The 17,182-nt window shown below is 64.1% G+C and carries 15 protein-coding genes; 9 read left to right on the top strand and 6 right to left on the bottom strand.

Translation table 11 applies throughout. The features are described from left to right. The first annotated feature begins 256 nt into the window (after positions 1-256). Complete coding sequence (locus H0S73_RS12565; protein WP_181052480.1) at positions 257-2,680, top strand: helicase-related protein; 2,424 nt, start codon at positions 257-259, stop codon at positions 2,678-2,680. A 3-nt stretch (positions 2,681-2,683) separates the two neighbouring features. Here H0S73_RS12565 and H0S73_RS12570 read toward each other — a convergent pair whose 3' ends face one another. Further along, the gene (locus tag H0S73_RS12570) at positions 2,684-3,853 is read right to left on the bottom strand and encodes a M20 aminoacylase family protein (protein ID WP_181052481.1); all 1,170 of its coding nucleotides are present in this window, start codon (positions 3,851-3,853) and stop codon (positions 2,684-2,686) included. A 98-nt stretch (positions 3,854-3,951) separates the two neighbouring features. Here H0S73_RS12570 and H0S73_RS12575 point away from each other — a divergent pair, with 98 nt between their 5' ends. From H0S73_RS12575 to H0S73_RS12600, 6 genes are all read left to right on the top strand, one after another. Beyond that, a complete protein-coding gene (locus H0S73_RS12575; protein WP_181052482.1) occupies positions 3,952-4,638 on the top strand; it encodes a phosphoribosyltransferase in 687 nt (228 codons plus the stop codon). A gap of 188 nt (positions 4,639-4,826) precedes the next feature. Further along, on the top strand, positions 4,827-5,867 hold the full coding sequence (locus H0S73_RS12580; RefSeq protein WP_181052483.1) for an ABC transporter substrate-binding protein: 1,041 nt from the start codon (positions 4,827-4,829) through the stop codon (positions 5,865-5,867). Positions 5,868-5,877: 10 nt separating this feature from the next. Beyond that, positions 5,878-6,726 (top strand): ABC transporter permease, encoded by an 849-nt coding sequence (locus H0S73_RS12585; protein WP_181052484.1) that lies wholly within the window; start codon positions 5,878-5,880, stop codon positions 6,724-6,726. Then, the gene (locus tag H0S73_RS12590; protein WP_181052485.1) at positions 6,723-7,514 is read left to right on the top strand and encodes an ABC transporter permease subunit; all 792 of its coding nucleotides are present in this window, start codon (positions 6,723-6,725) and stop codon (positions 7,512-7,514) included. Before H0S73_RS12585 ends, H0S73_RS12590 begins: the two co-directional genes overlap by 4 nt. 6 nt (positions 7,515-7,520) lie before the next feature. Then, a complete protein-coding gene (locus H0S73_RS12595) occupies positions 7,521-8,585 on the top strand; it encodes an ATP-binding cassette domain-containing protein (RefSeq protein ID WP_181052486.1) in 1,065 nt (354 codons plus the stop codon). A 2-nt stretch (positions 8,586-8,587) separates the two neighbouring features. Next, a complete protein-coding gene (locus H0S73_RS12600) occupies positions 8,588-9,913 on the top strand; it encodes an amidohydrolase family protein (RefSeq protein WP_181052487.1) in 1,326 nt (441 codons plus the stop codon). A 3-nt stretch (positions 9,914-9,916) separates the two neighbouring features. Here the strand turns inward: H0S73_RS12600 and H0S73_RS12605 are convergent, their stop codons facing one another. Beyond that, on the bottom strand, positions 9,917-11,791 hold the full coding sequence (locus H0S73_RS12605; protein WP_181052488.1) for an adenine deaminase C-terminal domain-containing protein: 1,875 nt from the start codon (positions 11,789-11,791) through the stop codon (positions 9,917-9,919). Between the two features lie 83 nt (positions 11,792-11,874). On the opposite strand from H0S73_RS12605, the gene H0S73_RS12610 reads away from it, so the two are divergent. Beyond that, positions 11,875-12,798, top strand: a complete 924-nt coding sequence (locus tag H0S73_RS12610; protein ID WP_181052489.1) for a nucleoside hydrolase — start codon at positions 11,875-11,877, stop codon at positions 12,796-12,798. 17 nt (positions 12,799-12,815) lie between these two features. Further along, positions 12,816-13,343, top strand: a complete 528-nt coding sequence (locus H0S73_RS12615) for an ankyrin repeat domain-containing protein (protein ID WP_181052490.1) — start codon at positions 12,816-12,818, stop codon at positions 13,341-13,343. A 2-nt stretch (positions 13,344-13,345) separates the two neighbouring features. Here the strand turns inward: H0S73_RS12615 and H0S73_RS12620 are convergent, their stop codons facing one another. Genes H0S73_RS12620 through H0S73_RS12635 form a run of 4 tightly spaced genes read right to left on the bottom strand, consistent with a single transcriptional unit; the run spans position 13,346 to position 17,164 of the window. Further along, positions 13,346-14,203 carry a class I SAM-dependent methyltransferase gene (locus tag H0S73_RS12620; protein WP_181052491.1) on the bottom strand — a complete coding sequence of 286 codons (858 nt, stop codon included), beginning with the start codon at positions 14,201-14,203 and terminating at the stop codon, positions 13,346-13,348. After that, positions 14,200-15,354, bottom strand: coding sequence for an NAD(P)/FAD-dependent oxidoreductase (locus tag H0S73_RS12625; protein WP_181052492.1), 1,155 nt, complete (start codon positions 15,352-15,354; stop codon positions 14,200-14,202). The genes H0S73_RS12620 and H0S73_RS12625 overlap by 4 nt, the downstream gene beginning before the upstream one ends. Beyond that, the gene (locus H0S73_RS12630) at positions 15,351-16,022 is read right to left on the bottom strand and encodes a methyltransferase domain-containing protein (protein ID WP_202049804.1); all 672 of its coding nucleotides are present in this window, start codon (positions 16,020-16,022) and stop codon (positions 15,351-15,353) included. Before H0S73_RS12630 ends, H0S73_RS12625 begins: the two co-directional genes overlap by 4 nt. 50 nt (positions 16,023-16,072) lie before the next feature. Continuing rightward, entirely contained in the window at positions 16,073-17,164 is a 1,092-nt protein-coding gene (locus tag H0S73_RS12635) for a type III polyketide synthase (RefSeq protein WP_181052494.1), read from the bottom strand. Positions 17,165-17,182: the final 18 nt, after the last annotated feature.

Here is a 17,182-nt window from a genome sequence, read left to right on the forward strand (position 1 = left end):
TGACGGGCTTCCATAGCCGTCGAACCCTTGATATTGCACTCTGCCATGGACACATGACGGTGAAGGAAAGAGTCAGCGGGTCAAGGCTTTAGAGGCTGATCCTTCCTGTCTCGCCCTGATCCGACCGGGTCATCGACATCCCTGAGAGCGATCCCTGAAAACATCTGAGCCTTCCGCGAGTTGAATCCGAAGCGGCGGGTGCACCCATGAACGAGGCCGGAGCAGCACAGGGCCGCTTCGCCATGCGGAACCGTGAATGCCCAAGAAATCAAAGAACCTTGTCAGCCTCAATCATCTGCCGGGAATCCTCCTAGCTAGCGAGGCCGAATGCGAGCGTTGGATCGAAGCCGGGCTCATTCCGGTGGCCGAGCGGCGGATGTTCCAGAAGCGTGGGCGCACTTTCGAGGCCCCCATGTTCGACCCGGAAGTGGTCGCGCAGCTTGCGGGAGAGGTGCCGGCATGGCGGGAACAGGGTGGCGAGACGTTGAAGAGCGGCTCCCGTTCTTCCCGGAGCGGCAGTGAACAGCAGCCTCTGGACGATGCCGCCCACCGGCGTCGGCAGAGTATCCTCGCGCCGGTCCGGCGGAACACCGGACTCTACATCGCCGAGGACATCCGCCGGATCGAGAAGGGCCCATGGAAACCCGAGCGCGTCTTTGCGGGCTATCGGGCCGTGTTCAGTAAGCCGATGCAGATCCTGCCGGACAGCGCTCCCGTTGACATCGTCGTCGAGTATTCCTTTGCGGAACCTCTCGAGGTGGCGGCGGTGGTGCTTGCGCCCGCGCGCGTGGAACGCACGGAACTTGCGGCGGCGTCGGACGCCCTCGAAGCCAGGGTTGTCGCGCTGCGCGACGCCGTGTTCGAGGCCTGCGAGCAGGAGCTGGAGAGCTGGCGCGACGAGCTCGATACCTATCTCGATGCCTACGAAGATGCGGGTGAGCGCCAGGCGATCCTCGGCGGCATTCAGGCCGCTATCGAAAAGCTCGACCGCATCCAGGCGACGGACAAGGGCGGGCCGGCAGGCGTGGGCCGCAGATTGCGCCAGAAGCTCGACGATTACCGCTCCAAGGCGGCCGCGAGACGGCTCCGGCACCTCCGCGAAGCGCAGATCCGCGAAGCCTCGGGCTACGAGCGCTATGCGGCCATCTTTCCGGTCGCCCGTTCCCTCAACCGCCGTTTCGTTTTCCTCGCCGGCCCGACCAATTCGGGCAAGACCCATGAGGCTCTCAAACTGGCCGGGGAGGCGGAGACCGCCGAGATCCTGTCGCCTCTGCGGCTCCTCGCGCTCGAACATTATGAACGCCTGAGTGGAGACGGTTTCGCAGCCGGCATGATCACGGGCGAGGAGCGGGTTCTGCCGGAAGGCGCGACCCATATCGCCCGGACGATCGAGACGCTCGATCTGCACCGGGTCGTGGACGTCTGCGTGATCGACGAGGTTCAGATGCTCGGCGATCCGAGCCGCGGCTGGGCCTGGACACAGGCCATGATCGGGGCGCCCGCGAGGCTCGTGGTGCTGACCGGCGCGCCGGAGGCGATCCCACTCGTCGAGCCCCTGCTCGCCATGACCGGCGAGCCGCTGGAGGTGAAGATCCTCAAGCGCAGGGGCAAGCTGCGCGTGGAAGGCGTCTCGGCCAATCTCAACAAGCTCACGCGCGGGGACGCCGTCGTGGTTTTTACCCGCCGCGCCGTGCACGACCTGCGCACGCGTCTCGTGGCGGCGGGGCGCACGGTCGCCACCGTGTATGGCGCTCTCGGGCCCGAAGTTCGCCGCGCCGAGGCCGCGCGCTTCCGCAATGGCGAGGCGGAGATCCTTGTGGCGACCGATGCCATCGGCATGGGCTTGAACATCGGGCCGCTGAGGAGAGTGGTCTTCTCGACCCTGCGCAAGTTCGACGGCGTGCGCGAGCGCCAGCTCACGGCCATGGAGATCAAGCAGATCGCCGGCCGGGCAGGGCGCTTCGGCCACCATGACGAAGGGCTCGTAACGGCGCTGCCGGATGCGGGCGCTTACGCGCAGGTCGAAGCCATCGTTCGCAATGCGCTCAATGGCGATGCCGCGAAGCTGCGGGGCAAGGCTTATGTCCGCCCGAACCAGGAGACGGTGCTGTCCGCAAGCGAGGTGCTGCAGACGGATCGCCTCGGCCGCGTGCTGCGCCACCTGTACGACACGCTCGTTGCCGGCCACCCGGATCTGCGCATGGCTGACATGGACGAGATGATCGAGCTCGCGACGCTCCTCGACACGGTCGACATGCCGATCCTCGACCGGTTGTCCTATGCGATGGCGCCGGTCGATGGGCGCGAGCAGCTGGCGGTCGAACTGCTTCTCGAATGGGCGCGGCAGCACGCCCGTGACGGGCGGGTCCAGGCTCCGGATTTCGGCGTGAACGCGGATCTCCTGAAGCTCGAGGCGCGCGTGAAGATCGCGACCAGCTGGCTCTGGTTGGCCCAGCGCTATCCGGCCGTGTTCGAGGATGTGGAGGCGGTTGTCGACTTGCGCGCGAGTCTCAACGCCAAGATCGAAGAGAAGTTGGTTGCGACCTCCGTATCCCATCGGCGCAAGCCGGACGAGAAGGCCCGGCGCGACAGGGGAAAGAAGCCGCATAAGCAGCGCAAGAATCGACGCGGCTGGGCCGATGCTGGGGAGGCCGAGCCTTCCCGCGTGAGAAGGCGGTAGTCCTCAGACCGCAAGCTCCTGTTCCACGAGCGCAATCCAGAAGGCGACGCCGGTCGGGATCGCGTCGTCGTTGAAATCGTACGCCGTGTTGTGATGGAGCGCTCCATCGACGGCGGGGCCGTTTCCGAGCCAGACATAGGCGCCGGGCGCGGCCTCTCCGAAGAAGGCGAAATCGTCTCCGGCCGTCGAGGGCTCGAAATCCGTCACCACTTTGGATCCGCACACGGCCCGCGCGGCCTTGAGTGCGCGCGCCGTTGCATCCGCATGATTGACGACCGGCGGAATGCGACGGTGGAATTCGTATGAGACTTCGATGCCGAACATCGCGGCGACGCCCTGCGCCAGCCGCGCGATTTCCACTTCGAGCTGATCGCGCACTTGCGCGGAATAAGCCCGTGCCGTTCCGCCGATTTCCACGATATCGGGAATGACGTTGAGCGCCCGGGGATCACCCGCCTGAATGGAGCAGGCGCTCACGACGGCGGGCTGCAACGGATTGACCACCCGTCCGACAATGGTCTGCAGGGCGGAGAGGAAATGCCCGCTCGCCGTGATCGGGTCCTTGCCGAGATGCGGCTTGGCGCCGTGGGTGCCGACACCCTTGAACGTCACAAACCATGTATCGGACGAAGCCAGCTGGGGGCCTGCCGTCACAGCCATCTCGTTGACCGCCAAGCCGGGCATGTTGTGCAGGCCATAGACCGCGTCGCAGGGAAATAGGTCGAAAAGCCCATCCTCGACCATCTTCTTCGCCCCGCCACGCCCTTCCTCCGCCGGTTGGAAGATGAAATGGACGGTGCCTGAGAAGTTGCGGGTGCGGGCCAGGTGCCGGGCCGCTCCGAGCAGCAGGGTCGTATGCCCATCATGACCGCAGGCATGCATCTTGCCGGCGAATTTCGACTTGTAGGGACGCTCTGCCTGCTCCGGCATGGCGAGCGCGTCCATGTCGGCGCGAAGGCCGATGGTTCGTGTGCCGTTGCCCGCTCGAAGAGTGCCGACGACACCGGTCTTGCCCAATCCCCGATGCACGCTTACGCCCGCCTCTTCCAGGAGTGAGGCGACGATCCCGCTCGTGCGCTCCTCTTCGAAACCCAGCTCCGGATGAGCATGCAGGTCTTGGCGAAGGTTGCGCAGGAATGGTAGGTCCGCCTGGATGAGGTCCGGAAGGGGCATTGCGCTGTCATCCTGATAGGGTTGGTGAAGCGTGTTCGATAGCGCGATGGCGGCCGGGTCACAATCGTTCAGTGCCGTCAGATTGGAAGATGTGAGCCATGCAGCCCCATGATTTCTGGCAGGAGATTCATCCGCCCCGCACCTTCGAGCGGCTGCCGGATGGCGGGCATCGTGGCTTCTTTCCCGCCGAGTTTGAGGATGGGCGCCAGCTGTGCCTTCCGATCCGTGAATTGGCCGATGGGGAACATGCCCTTGCATCCCTCATCATCAACCAGGCCGGTTTCGCTGTCGAAGAGGCGCTGTGCGCCAGCCTCGCCGAGAAGGTCCGCGCCTTCGACCCGGAGGTGGTGATCGGGTTGCCGACCCTCGGTCTCACGCTGGCGCGCGGCACGGCGAAAAGGCTCGGGCACAGCCGCTACGTCCCGTTCGGGACATCGCGCAAGTTCTGGTATCGGGAGGAGTTCTCGGTCCCGATGAGTTCAATCACCAGCCCCGAGCAGGTGAAGCGCCTGTATCTCGATCCGCGCATGCTGCCGCTGATCGAGAACCGGCGGGTGCTGCTCGTGGATGATGTGATCAGCAGCGGTCGCTCCATCGTCGCGGCCTTGAAGCTGCTCGAGACCTGCGGGATCAGTCCGGTGGCCATCGGAGCGGCGATGCTGCAGACGAATGCCTGGGAGGAGCCGGTTTCAGCCATCTATTCCCATTCGCCGGACCGGGTGGCAGGGGTTCTTCGCACTCCGCGCCTGAAGCGGGCGCCGGCTGGCGGATGGCTTCCTGAATAACCACCTCGATTCTGCGAGTTTTTTGGGCATAAAAAATCATCTGGAGAGCAGAGTCATCAGCCAGCGGGGCTTCCCCGTGCCCATGGTTGTGTTAATGCGTGGTGCCGATAGGGCAGTGATTGTCCCCGTAAAGGGTATCGGCATCAATATCCTCGGCTGTGAAACAATGGAACGCAGGAGATTCTGACATGGTAGGGCGTTGGCGCAAACCGGTTGCGGGCATGGTATTGGCTCTGGCGGCATTGTCCGCGGCTCCCGCCATGGCGCAGAACAAGACCCTTACGATCTCCTGGTGGGGCTTCAACGGCGACAAGCTGGAAGAAATCATCCTCAAGCCGTTCCGCGCCCAATGCGGATGCGATCTGGTCTTTGAGACGGGCAACAACGCCGACCGCCTGAACAAGATCAAGATCCGCGGCGGCGGAGGCGTCGATGTCGTCTACCTGACAGACAGCTATTCGCAGCTCGGCATCCAGGAAGGCCTGTTCCAGCCGGTTGATCGCGCGAAGGTTCCCAATATCAACGGCATCTACGATATCGCCAAGGAGCCTCAGGGCAAGTTCGGTCCGGCCTACACCGTCGGCCGCGTCGGCATCATCTATGACAGCGCCAAGGTCTCGACGCCGATCACCTCCTGGAACGACCTGTGGCGGGATGATCTCAAGCGCCGCGTCTCTCTGCCCGGCATCACCACGACGGCCGGCCCGATGACGGTTCTGGTCGCTGCCGGCAAGGCCGGCGTCGATCCCTACAAGGACGAGAGCGCGGCCTTCAAAGCTCTCGAGCAGCTGAAGCCCAACGTCGTGAAGAACTACAACACCGGCTCGGAGCTCGTGAACCTGTTCTCGACCGGCGAAGTCTCGGTCGCCATGGCGCAGGACTTCACCCTCACTCAGATCCAGGCCGCCGTGCCGACGGTCCGGTGGGCCGAGCTGAAGGAGGGCGATTACGCCACCCTCAACACGGTGAACATCGCCAAGGGCGCGGCCAATCCCGAGCTGGCGCACCAGTTCATCAACTTCATCCTCGACCCCAAGATCCAGCAGACGCTGGCCGAGCGCGGCGTGGACGCACCCGTCGCCACCGCCGTGCAGCTGACGCCAGAACAGGCCTCCCGCTGGACCTATGGCCAGAAGATGATCTCGTCGCTCAGGCGCCTCGACTACGAGAAGATGAATGCGGCCAAGACCGACTGGCTCGATGCCTGGAGCGAGGTCTTCGGGAAGTAACCCTGCCATCATGACAGCAAGACATTTCTGGCGCCCGAGCGGCGCAACCGGGTGGGCGCTGACCGCGCCTGCCACTTTCGCCGTGATCGGTTTCCTGGTCGTGCCCATCGGGGCTGTGATCGCCGGGACGTTCATGGATCCTCGTGGGGTCTTTGCTCCCTACATCTCCTATTTCAACAGCGGCTTCCGCACGACCGTCCTGTTCCGGACGCTGCAGATTTCGGCCCTGACGACGGTCATCTCCCTGATCTTCGGCTTCATGACGGCCTATGTGGTGTCGCGGGCGCCGGGCAAGGTGAAGAGCCTGCTCATCGTCGCGGCGGTCTTTCCGCTCCTCACCGGCGTCGTGGTCCGTGCCTTTGCGTGGCTCATCATCCTGGGCCGCAACGGCATCCTGAACCAGACCCTTCTGGCGCTCGGCATCATCAACGAGCCGCTCGAGATGCTCTATACGCAAGGCGCCGTCATCGTCGGCATGGTGTATCTCTTCGTGCCGCTCATGGTCCTGTCGCTGGTGGGCGTCCTGGAGAACATTCCGAAGGACGTGCTTCAGGCATCCTCGTCCCTCGGCGCCTCGCCTGTGGCGACCTTCTGGCAGGTGTTGATGCCGCTCGCGGTGCCGGGGCTCATCGTCGGCGCCGTGCTGGTCTTCACCGGCAGCTTCACAGCCTACGCCACTCCGCAGCTTCTCGGCGGTGAACGCCAGACCGTTCTCGCGACGCTGCTTCAGCAGCGCGCCATGGTGTCTTTCGACTGGGTCGGCGCCTCGACCATCGCGGCGATCATGACGGTGATCACCATCACCATCGTCCTCGCCATGAGCCACATCGCCCGCCGCATCAACCCCATGGCCACGTGATGTCCTACAGACCTCATCCCCTCCTCATTGTCGTCACGGCACTGGTCTATCTCTTCCTGATGGTGCCGCTCGTCATCGTGGTCGGCGCGGCGCTGAGCGACACGACATACCTGACCTTCCCGCCGCAGGGGCTGTCCTTGCGCTGGTTCACGAACATCTTCGAGATCAGCGCTTTCCGGCGGACCATCGTCACCAGCCTGCAGATCGCCTTCCTGGGCACGATGATCGCGCTCCTGATCGGCATTCCGGCCGCCTATGCCCTCAACCGATTCCGGGTCGAGCTGCCGAAATGGCTCGGCACCCTGTTCGTGCTGCCGATCCTGGTACCCGAGATCGTATTCGGCTTCGCCCTGCTGAAATCGTTCACGGTCGGCACGGGAGCGCCGATCTTCCTGGCGCTGCTCATCGGGCACACGCTCATCGTGCTGCCCTATGTGGTACGGGTGATCAGCGCCAGCCTAGCATCCTTCGACTTTTCCATCGAGGAGGCTGCGATCAGCCTCGGCAGCGCGCCGGTGAAGACCTTCTTCACCATTGTCCTGCCGAATGTCAGGGGAGGGGTGATTGCGGCGTTCATTCTCGCCTTCATCACGTCGCTCAACGACGTGTCGGTATCTCTCTTCCTGACCGGACCGGGCATCAGCACCCTGCCGATCCAGATCCTGGCGCATGTGGAGCAGTTCTTCGACCCGACCGTCGCGTCCGTCTCCGTCCTTCTGATGTTCCTCACCGTGGCCGTCATGGCCATCGTCGAGCGGACACTCGGCCTCACCTTTCTTGCGAAGTAATTTGCCGTGACACAGCCTCTCGATATCAACGCCGTTTCCGCCCATTACGGAACGACCAAGGTTCTCGAAGACCTTTCGCTCTCGGTCCAGGCAGGCGAACTCGTGTCGCTTCTCGGAGCCAGCGGCTGCGGCAAGACCACCACCCTGCGCCTCATCGCCGGGTTCCTGTCGCCGACCAGCGGATCGATTTCGCTGGGCGGGCGCGACCTGACGCGGCTGCCGACCCATAAGCGCGACATCGGCCTCGTCTTCCAGAACTATGCCCTGTTCCCGCATCTGTCGGTCCTCGATAACGTGGCCTTCGGCCTCAAGCAGCGGGGCATTGCCCCGGCCGAGCGCCGCAAGCGGGCTGTCGCCATGCTGGAGCGCGTCGGGCTCGCAGCCCTGGCCGATCGCGCGCCGGGAGCCCTCTCGGGCGGGCAGAAGCAGCGCGTGGCGCTCGCGCGAGCCCTCGTGATCGAGCCGCCGCTTCTGATGTTCGACGAGCCGCTCTCCAACCTCGACGCCAAGCTCAGGGTCGACATGCGCGTCGAGATCCGCCAGCTGCAACGCGCCAACGGTACGACCTCGGTCTATGTCACGCACGACCAGGAGGAGGCGTTCTCGATCTCCGACCGGGTCGCCATCATGAATGCCGGGCGGCTCATGCAGTTCGACAGGCCGGAGGTACTCTACAGGCGCCCGGCCAATACCTTCGTGGCCCGTTTCGTCGGTTTCGAGAACGTCATTCCGTTCAAGGTGGTGGCGCGGGACGGCGACGAGGTGACGGTGGAAGCCGCCGGGATGCGGCTGCGCCTTTCGCAAAGCCTGTTCGGCGCCATTCCCGATACGTTCCTGCTCGCCACGCGGCCCGATGGCCTGATGGTTTCGGCCGATGCAACTGCCGATGGACTATCGGCTCGGCTGGGTTTGCGAACCTATCTCGGCCGCGCCTATCAATATCAGTGCGAGACGGCGGCCGGTCCCCTCATCGCCAATGGCAGCCTCACGAACCCGTTGAAATCGGGCAGCAATGTGAAGCTCGTGCCGGTGCCGGAGCAATGCACGATCCTGGCGTCCGAGGTAGACTGACGATGGCTGCGATCCTCATCCAGAATGCCTGCCTGCTCCCAATTGACGAGGCCATGAGTGTCATCGATCGGGGATGGGTTCATGTCGAGAACGGCTCGATTCAGGCCGTCGGCTCCGGCGAGCCGCCGCGGATCGATGACGCCGAAATCATCGACGTGGATGGCGATGTGATCATGCCCGGCATGGTCAATCCCCATGCCCATCTGGCGATGACCTTGTTCCGCGGTCTCGGCGAAGACGTGGACGACCGGTTGTTTCGTTATGTTCTGCCCATGGAGCGCAAGTTCGTCTCGCCCGAGATGGTGCGCGTGGGCACGCTTCTCGGAGCGCTCGAATCCATCGAGGCCGGCGTCACCACCATCGCCGACATGTACTATTACGAGACGGAGGTCGGGCGGGCCCTGGATCAGGCCGGTTTGCGCGGCGTGGTCGGCCAGACCCTCGCGACCTTCGACCCGCCGGATCACAAGAGCATCGATCAGGGCTTCGCCCTCGTCGAGGAACTCGTCGCCGAGTTCTCCGGCCATGAGCGGATCGTGCCGTCCATCGCGCCACACGCTCCCTATTCGACCGACATCGACGTGATGGCCCGGGTCGCCCTTTGGGCGGAGGCCCATCCGGACGTTCCGGTGCAGCTCCACCTCGCCGAGATGGACAGCGAGATGGAATGGTGCCGGAAGAACCACGGTCTCCGGCCTGTTGGTGTCGTCGAGAAAGCGGGGCTGCTGCGCCCGGGCCTGATCGCCGCGCATTGCCTGCATATCGATCCGTTCGAGATCGAGCGGATGGCGAAGGCGGATGTGCGGGTGGCCCACAATGCCCGCTCGAACGCGAAGGCGGGGCGCGGCATCGCGCCCGTCGAGGCCATGCGCGCCGCCGGTATCAAGGTCGGCATCGCCACCGACGGGCCGATGAGCGGCAACACCCTCGACCTGTTCAGCCAGTTCGGCCCCGTCTCCATGTTCCAGAAGCTGCTCGGCCATAGCCGCAAGCCCATGCCGGCCGCTCAGGTTATCCGCATGGCGACTCTGGAAGGCGCTCAGGTGCTCGGCCTCGACAGCCGCATCGGCTCGCTCGAGCCGGGCAAGCAGGCCGACCTCATCCGCATCGACCTGTCGGCTCCGCGCATGCAGCCGGTCTACGACATCTACGCCACGCTCGTGTTCTCCGCGATGCCGGTCGACGTGCGGGACGTGATGGTCGGCGGACGCTGGATCATGCGGGGGCGCAACGTCGAGAGCCTGGAACGCAGGAAGATCCTGCGCGATGCGGGCCAGATCGCGACGGCGTTCAAGGCCGAGATGGCCAGGATCGACGCCGCCGGGTGATCCCTACCAGACGACCGGGTGCGTCTGTCCAGTCGCCACGTTCACGAAGCCCTGCGGAGCGGCCTCGCACGGCGCGACCAGAACCCAGCGCCAGGGCGCGCAGGTGAGGGTGGCGAATTGCAGCCGCTCCGGAAAGCCCGGAAACCAGCGCGGCGAGAAGGTCGGCTCATAGAGCCACTCGATCTTTTCCGCCGCCGCATAGAGCCGCTGCATCTCGGCGTCGAGTTCCGCCGCAGGACGCCTGGTCATCAGGCCGCCGATCTCGTAGCGCACCTCGGCCACGACCTTGCCGCCGCTGACGAGCACCCAGCCTCCGCCGATCTCCGCCACCCGGTTCGCCACCATGGCCATGGCCTCGTCCGACGAGCCGACGATCCAGAGATTGTGCTTGTCGTGAGCGACCGTGCAGCCGACGGCGGTGTCCGGTGTCTTCGGGCCGCAGCCGAGCCAGAACATGCGGGAGATGCGCCCTTCGCCTGAGAAGCGGTCGACGATGGCGAATTTCGTGATGTTTCGCGCCGGATCACGCTGGACCTCGCCGTTCTCGACAGGCAGTTCCATGGTGATGAAATCATCGTGCCAGTGGAACGGGCGCAACAGCGCAGCCTGCATCGTGCTCCGACCTGACTTCGACGCGATGGCGAAATCCTGAGGCTCTATCCTTCGCCGGATGTTGACGGTCTTCGAAGCCCAATCCGGCCAGTCGATGGAGGGTATTGGCCCGAGGTAGTCCGTGCCCTTGGATACGGGCTTCCCGTCCGCCCAGACCTCGGCAATCGAGAGCGTCGTTACATCGTCGAGCAGCACGATATCGGCGAAACGCCCCGGGGCGATGCTGCCGACCCAGGGCGTCAGGCGCATATGGCGGGCCGGGTTGATGGTCACGCACTGGATCGCGATCTCCGGCGTAAGGCCCGATTCGATGGCAAGTCGGACATTGTAGTCCGTCGCGCCCATCCGCAGCGTGTCCGATGCGCTCCGGTCGTCCGTGGCGAAGGCCACCTGCGACCAGTCCGAGAGACCACGCTGGAGAAGGCCGGAAATGATCTCCGGCATCGAATGCGGCCTGATCTCGATGAAGACGCCATGGCGCAGCTTGTCCCAGACCTCCTCGGCCGTCCAACCCTCATGGTCGGCAGCAAGACCGGCGGCCGCGAAGGCGTTGATGGAATCGAGATCGCGCAGGCCCGCACCGTGGCCTTCCACCACGCCACGCTTCTCGAACGTGGCCTGGATCATGCCCCAGAGCCGCTTGTGCGACGGATTCTCCGGGTTCCACACGGCGGGCCAATCCATCACCTCGTCGAGGCCCGCGACCATGAGGCTCTCTTTCATGAAGCCCGCTTGCTCGTCATCCCCGTAATCCCCGCCGCCCCATTCATAGGCGGTCGGCGGAACCGCCGAGCCGGGCAGGGGGAAGATTTTCATCGGCGAGCCATGACGACGAGAGGTCAGCCAGAATTCGAGGTTGTTCGGGCCTTCCACGTTCGAGAATTCATGGCTCGCCTCGCAGGTCCAGGTATTGCCGCGCGGCAGCACGAGCGCAGCTTCGAATTCCGGTGTGACATGCGAGCTCTCGATATGCTTGTGCACCTCGCCGAAGCCGGGGACAGCCGAAAGGTCGCTCCTGTCGGCATGGGCGACAGCCGTTCCGGGATAGGTTCCGGCAGGCCCTGTCCAGGCGATGCGGCGGCCGCGGATGGCGATCTCCTGGTCCTTAAGCCAAGTGCGTGTATGAACGTCGAGCAGGCGTCTCACACGCAACAGCATATCGGCAGGCCGCTTGCCGAGAGCGACCAGAACGAGATCCTGCCGGATGCGAACCTCGTCCTCGGCATTCACCAGGAGATCGTCGGGAAGCGAGACTGATGGGGTCACAGTGCACCTGCGGCTATGGTCAAATTCGGTCCGATGTCGGATAAGCGGCGGCATGGACTCACTGCAAGGTTTCTAGCCCCGTCATGCCTCACGTAAAACCCCGGAAAATCGTCATCGATACGGATCCCGGCATCGACGATGCCATCGGCATTCTTCTTGCGCTGGCCTCGCCCGAATTTTCGATTGCGGGCGTCACGACCGTCGCGGGGAACATCGGCATCGAAACGACGACACGCAATGCGGGCCGGTTGCTCGCCTTTGCCGGTCGGGAGGACATTCCGGTGTTCAAGGGTGCGGCTGCGCCGTTGTTACGGCCGGGACCCGAACCCTTGAACCTGCACGGAAAGGACGGTATCGGCGGAGTCGGGTTGCCCGCTCCTGCACGGCAGCCGGAAAGCCGATCTGCAGTCGAATGGCTGGGGGCACTCCTGCTCAAAGAACCGGCCGGCACCGTCGACATCTTCGCCCTTGGACCGCTCACGAACATCGCCCGACTCGTTCTCGACAATCCGGATGCTGCCAAGCGGATCGGACGGATCATCGCCATGGGCGGCGTGATCTACGAGGCGGGCAACGTGGGACCGCGTTCCGAGTTCAATCTCTGGGCCGATCCGGAGGCGGCGGACGTGGTCGTGTCATCCGGGCTTCCCCTGGTGCTGGTTCCGCTGGACGTCACGCGCCGGGTCCGCGCCACGCGGGAATTCACGGCGACCCTGTCGGCCTCCGGGAAGCCGCTCGCCTCAATGGTCGCCGATCTGATCGAGTCCTATTTCGAGACCTCGACCCATCAGGAGAGCCGTCCGCTTCATGACCCCTGCGTCATGCTGTTCGCGCTGGCGCCGGACCTCTTCCGCCTGGAGGATCTGCGCCTGAAAGTGAGCACCGGATCCACCGAGCAGGCGGGGGCGTTGACGGTCGATGAGAGCGGAACTCCGGTTCAAGTCGCCACAGGTGTCGACGGATCGTCCGCCCTCGATCTTCTCGCCCGGACGTTGGCGTCTTTTTGAGGCCGCTGGAGTGTGCGATGCAGAATGAACCGCCCAAGCCGGAACTGGACGAGGAAACCATCGCCTTTGCGCAGCGGGTCTTCCAGCATGCCAGGGCCGGGCAGGCGCAGGAACTCGGGGAATTGCTGCGCATGGGGCTGCCACCGAACCTGCGCAACGAGAAGGGCGACTCGCTCCTGATGCTCGCGAGCTATCATGGCCATGTCGACACCGTGCGGGTTCTCCTGTCGCATGGCGCGGACCCGGAACTCGCCAACGATCGCGGACAGACACCGCTCGCGGGCGCCGCCTTCAAGGGTGACATGGCGACGGTTCAGTGTCTTCTGGACGAAGGCGCGGATCCTGACGGCCGGAGTGAAGGCGGAAAGACCCCGCTCATGATCGCCGCCATGTTCAACCGTGTCGGAATCGTCGATGCGCTCCTCGCCAGAGGCGCGGATCTCATGGCAAAGGATGCCAGCGGCCTTACGGCCGAGGCACTGGCCAGTGCTATGGGAGCCGCCGACACGGCGGAACTCCTCGCCGGGGCCGTGCGGAAACGCTGAGGTCAGGTGGTGCCCAGCGGCTTGTACGCCGTCAGGAGTCCATAGATCATCGATCCCGTCGCATAGGCGAGCCAGATGCGCGGAAGGCTCAAGGCGAAGATGCGGTTCCTGGAGCGCGCATCGAGCAGATAGCGTCGATAACGTGCCTGGGTGACGAGCTTCTTCACCAGGCGCCCGGCGCAGAGCGTCCAGGTGCGCTTCACTTTTGCGCTAAGATCTTCAATGCCATCGACCTCGAACCCGGCATTTCCAGCCCAGGCGCGATACTCCGCAACCGTCCCCATTCCAGGCAGACGGCCTTCGCGGCAGATCGGTTCGAGGAGAAACCGTTCCGCCCATGGCCCGGCCTTTTCCCGGGCCAGCCAAACATAGACGGCAAGCCGACCGCCGGGGCGAAGGGTCCGGTAGGCCTCATCGAAGAAGCGCTGCTTGTCGGGCATGTGCTCGGAACTCTCGATGGCGAACACATGATCGAAGGTGCCATCCCCGAATGTGTTCGAGAGCCAGTCCTGACGGATGAAATGGAGCAAGGGCGAGCGGGCCGCGCGCATCTCCGCTTGGCGGAGCTGGGCTGCCGAGAGCGTAATGCCGGTGACGCGAACGCCGTAATGTCCCGCAAGCCATTCCGCCGTGGCGCCATAGCCGCAGCCGATATCACAGACGTGCTGTCCCGGTTCGAGCGCCAATGTGTCGGCCAGATGCGCGATCAGGCCTTCGACAGCCTGCTGCGAGGTTTCCTGCCCGGTCGTCCAGAGCCCATGGTGGACGTGCTCGCCCCAGATCTCGCGATAGAACGGATCGAGCTCGTCGTAATGATCCGCGACGGAGGCGGGTGACTGGACCTCTCTGGAGAGGATCATGGCGCAACGAGCACTTTGTGCATGGAGGCCTCCTGTACGCGGGTCAGGGTCGTGACATGCCCCATGGCGGCAGGCCAAAGGCGCAAGAGCTGAAAGATCGCCTGCTGACCGGCTGCGTGCCGCACGGCCTGGTTCAGGACTGAGGCCAGCCGGATCGAGTGGCGGATGTCGGACCGGATCCGGTGGTGGTAGATGGCGGCCGCTCGGCCCTGATCGAGGTAGACCGATGCGGCGAGGCATCCGCTGTGCAGGGCAATCGACATGCCCTCACCGGTGAAGGACGGAATGACGCCGATCTGGTCGCCGAGACGGAACAAGCCCAGCGGTTCGCATCGATCAGGCGCGTGGAGAAAACCATAGGGAATTTGGAAGATCGACAGGGGGCGCTCGAAGAGCGGCTCGGCGTTTTGCAGACGTTCGCCGAGATGCGGGCATTCATCGGTGATGAAGTTGAGAAGGTCGCCCCAGCTTTTCCCGACCTGTTCGAAGCGATGTCGGGAAACGACGAGGCAGAGATTCGCGATATCCCGCTCCACCATCTGAAGCCCGGCATAACCGCCGCCGAAGAGGACCACTTCGACGGCCCCGCCGAGATTACGCTGCTCATTCGGCGTCAAGCGATAATGCAGCTTGAAGCCGATGAGGTCGTTCATGGCACCGGACGATGCCCGTTTCACCCCTCTGACATCATGCTTGCCGCTTGCCAGAAAAACGCTGTCCGCCACGAGGACGCCGTCCGGTCCCATATCGATGTGGATCTCTGGATGATCGGCCGAAATGGACCGCACGACCTGACCTCTGAAGATCCGCGCTCCGTGAGCTTCGGCCTGCTGCAGCAAAGCCTCGTCCAGAACCTTGCGAGACAACCCCCTGGCGACGAAAGGCAAGCCGACTTCGATCAGCGTGCGCTTCCGGACGAGGCGCAGGCGCGAGATACGGCATGCTCCAAGAGCATCGAGGTCGATGCCGAGATGGGCCAGATAGGCTTGAGCCTCGATGCTCAGGAACTCGCCGCAGACCTTGTGCCGGGCTTCGGCATCGCGCTCAATCACGAGGACGGACCGGCCGGCGCCGGCGAGGATGCTGGCAGCCGACGCGCCGGCAAGGCCGCCCCCGACGACAACGACTTCCTCCTGGGAGCCGCCGCTCATTTCAGCCGGCTCACGCAGAGGCGGAAGGATGGATACCAGCGGATTCGGACCGCACCTTGCTCGAGACCGGCCGAAGCCAGGATCGTCTCCCAGTCCTTCCGGCGAAAACTGCGGGCAATCGAGATCGGGCCGTCGTGCCGGACGAAGCGATGCCAACGGGCCGCCCAGGATAGGGCGCGGAAGAAATGAAATGGGATCGGGTGACGGTACAAGTCCGCGATGAACCAGCCGCGGGTCGCGACCCGCTCCATCCATCGGATAAAGTCCGCAAGCTCGACATTCGTCATGTGATGGGTCGTCTGCGAGCAGATGATGAAGTCGATGGGTTTCTCGGGCTTGAAGTCGAAGACATTGCCGGTTCGGAAGTCGATGGAAACACCGGGAGGTGTTGCGGCGCGGGCGATCGGCTCGCTCATGGGATTGAGATCGACGCCGACCAGATCGACGGGCCGGTTCCGGCGGCGGCTCCAGGCATGGATCCGTCGCAGCAAATCGCCGTAGCCGTATCCAACGTCGAGAACCGTCACGCGATCATGGGGATCCAACTGGCGGGTGGCGTGGTCGAGCCATTTCAGGACAGGACCGTGGGTCATGGTCACGACGTTGACCGCGGCCAGATCCCTCAGGCAGGCGCGGTAATCCTCCAGGCTGATGGACTCGGTGTCCATCCACTCCGTCTCTGGGCTTCGCTCGGCAAAACTCCGGCTCATGGAAGCCTCTATTCGGCAAGGGTGAAGCGGAAGGTTTCGGCCACGAGACCCGGTCCGAAGGCCATGCCGAACCCGTTCGAATTCCGGGGAGCATCCTGCATGATGCGACCAAGAACGAACATCAGCGTGGCGGAGGACATGTTGCCGAAATCCCGCAGGACACCGCGGGACCAGTTCAAAGCGTCGGGTTCGAGGTCGAGGCCCTGTTCGACCGCGTCGAGGATCGTTCTTCCGCCCGCATGAACGGCCCAAAGATCGAAATCGTCCTTGTGCTGTCCGCGCAGAATGCCGCCCTCGTCGTTTCGGGTGGCCTCATGGCGAAGGGCCCTGGTGATCTGCTGAGGAACTTCGCCGGACAGGCTCATCTCGAAGCCAGCATCGCCGATACGCCAGGTGATGAGATCCTGGGTATCGGGGATCGTCGCGACGCGGAAATCCTTGAGCGCGATGCCGGTCGGATCGGCCGAAACGAGACTTGCCGCGCATCCGTCACCGAAGAGCAGGGCACTGAGGATCACCTCGATGTCGGAGGTCTCCTGAAGGTGGAGCGTGCAGAGTTCGAGATTGACGACCAGAACCTTGGCTCTCGGCTCCGAGCGGACGATGTGATGGGCAACCTTCAGGGCATTGACGGCGGCGGCGCAGCCCATGAAACCCACCATGGTCCGCTCGATGGACGGATCGAGCCCCAGCCTCTCCATGATCTGCTGGTCGAGGCCCGGTGCCGTGAACCCCGTGCAGGAGGCGACGACCATATGGGTAATCGAGGCGAGACCCTCGTTCAGATCGAGAGCCTCGATGGCCTGCTGCGCGAGATCGACTGCATGGCTCTCGAAGCGCTTCATGCGGGCGCCCGTCCCGGCGAACTGTCCCGGCCGGAAAAAGCCGTCCTGGTCGGCCGAGGCCTCCAGATTCTCGCTTGGGGGGAGAGTCGAGTAGCGATGTTCGATCCCGGAGCGCTGGACCATTCGCCTGAAGATCAGCTTGTCTTTCCGCTCCGGCAGGAACTGGTCGACGAAACCGATGAAAGTCTGATGAACATCGTGCTGCGGCACGGCGGTGCCGATCCGGTTGATATATGCGCCTGCCAAACGAGCCATCCTGCCGGTCCCAGGCTC

This window comes from Microvirga mediterraneensis, from assembly GCF_013520865.1.
GTDB classification, from domain to species: Bacteria; Pseudomonadota; Alphaproteobacteria; order Rhizobiales; family Beijerinckiaceae; genus Microvirga; species Microvirga mediterraneensis.

Excerpts from the sequence above, each read along its gene's own strand:
- H0S73_RS12615 (WP_181052490.1), top strand. The coding sequence starts at position 12,816 with ATGCAGAATGAACCGCCCAAGCCGGAACTGGACGAGGAAACCATCGCC.
- H0S73_RS12630 (WP_202049804.1), bottom strand. The coding sequence starts at position 16,022 with ATGGACACCGAGTCCATCAGCCTGGAGGATTACCGCGCCTGCCTGAGG.
- H0S73_RS12585 (WP_181052484.1), top strand. The coding sequence starts at position 5,878 with ATGACAGCAAGACATTTCTGGCGCCCGAGCGGCGCAACCGGGTGGGCG.
- H0S73_RS12610 (WP_181052489.1), top strand. The coding sequence starts at position 11,875 with ATGCCTCACGTAAAACCCCGGAAAATCGTCATCGATACGGATCCCGGC.
- H0S73_RS12625 (WP_181052492.1), bottom strand. The coding sequence starts at position 15,354 with ATGAGCGGCGGCTCCCAGGAGGAAGTCGTTGTCGTCGGGGGCGGCCTT.
- H0S73_RS12580 (WP_181052483.1), top strand. The coding sequence starts at position 4,827 with ATGGTAGGGCGTTGGCGCAAACCGGTTGCGGGCATGGTATTGGCTCTG.
- H0S73_RS12635 (WP_181052494.1), bottom strand. The coding sequence starts at position 17,164 with ATGGCTCGTTTGGCAGGCGCATATATCAACCGGATCGGCACCGCCGTG.
- H0S73_RS12620 (WP_181052491.1), bottom strand. The coding sequence starts at position 14,203 with ATGATCCTCTCCAGAGAGGTCCAGTCACCCGCCTCCGTCGCGGATCAT.
- H0S73_RS12575 (WP_181052482.1), top strand. The coding sequence starts at position 3,952 with ATGCAGCCCCATGATTTCTGGCAGGAGATTCATCCGCCCCGCACCTTC.
- H0S73_RS12565 (WP_181052480.1), top strand. The coding sequence starts at position 257 with ATGCCCAAGAAATCAAAGAACCTTGTCAGCCTCAATCATCTGCCGGGA.
- H0S73_RS12600 (WP_181052487.1), top strand. The coding sequence starts at position 8,588 with ATGGCTGCGATCCTCATCCAGAATGCCTGCCTGCTCCCAATTGACGAG.
- H0S73_RS12570 (WP_181052481.1), bottom strand. The coding sequence starts at position 3,853 with ATGCCCCTTCCGGACCTCATCCAGGCGGACCTACCATTCCTGCGCAAC.